The organism is Roseovarius sp. D0-M9 (genome assembly GCF_037083805.1).
In the GTDB taxonomy this organism is placed as follows: Bacteria; Pseudomonadota; Alphaproteobacteria; order Rhodobacterales; family Rhodobacteraceae; genus Roseovarius.
Window position 1 is genome coordinate 1 of sequence record NZ_JBAPKZ010000133.1, and the last position, 697, is coordinate 697.

Sequence of the window (697 nt, forward strand, 5' to 3'; positions counted from 1 at the left end):
AGGTCGAGGTCTCTGCCGATGGCGGGGCAACCTGGCAGGAGGCCACGCTCGATGCGCCGGTCCTCGACAAATGTCACACGCGGTTCCGACTGCCATGGACCTGGACCGGTGAGGAAGCGGTGTTGCAAAGCCGCGCCATCGACGAGACCGGCTATGTCCAACCCACCCTCGAGCAGCTTGTCGAGGTGCGCGGGCTGAAGTCGGTCTATCATCTGAATTCAATCCAAAGCTGGCACGTCGCGCCGGACGGGGAGGTGACCAATGTTCACGCGTAATCTGACGATCATCTGCGCCATGGGTGCCCTGACTGGCGCGCTGGCCGGTCCTGCGCTGGCACAGGAGGGCGACCGCACGGTTGCAGCACTGCCCGATACTCTGGAGGAGACCGGCGAGCGCGCGCCCATGGAGGTGCCCGAGTCCAGTGCCGAGAATGTGGGCGACATCACCCCCGCCGAGAACGCCTATGGCGTCGGCCAGCCAGTAACCGAAGAGCAGATCGCGGCCGTGGATATCGATGTGATGCCGGACGGGCGCGGCCTGCCGGACGGCAGCGGCACCTATGCTGAAGGCGAGGAGCTCTATGAGGCGGTCTGTGCCGCCTGTCACGGCCTGGACATGATGGGCGTATCCGAGTTGGGCGCCCCGCAACTGATTGGCGGTCGCGGCACGCTGGCCAGCGACGCTCCGGTCAAAACGG

The 697-nt window shown here is 65.9% G+C and carries 1 protein-coding gene and 1 pseudogene; both read left to right on the plus strand.

Going from position 1 to position 697, the window contains the following annotated elements; translation table 11 throughout:
• Positions 1-275: pseudogene (locus tag V8352_RS21865) on the plus strand (sulfite dehydrogenase); the annotation flags it as partial.
• A partial coding sequence (locus tag V8352_RS21870) for a c-type cytochrome (protein WP_336426361.1) occupies positions 262-697 on the plus strand: 436 nt, incomplete at its 3' end. The pseudogene V8352_RS21865 and the gene V8352_RS21870, both read left to right, overlap by 14 nt.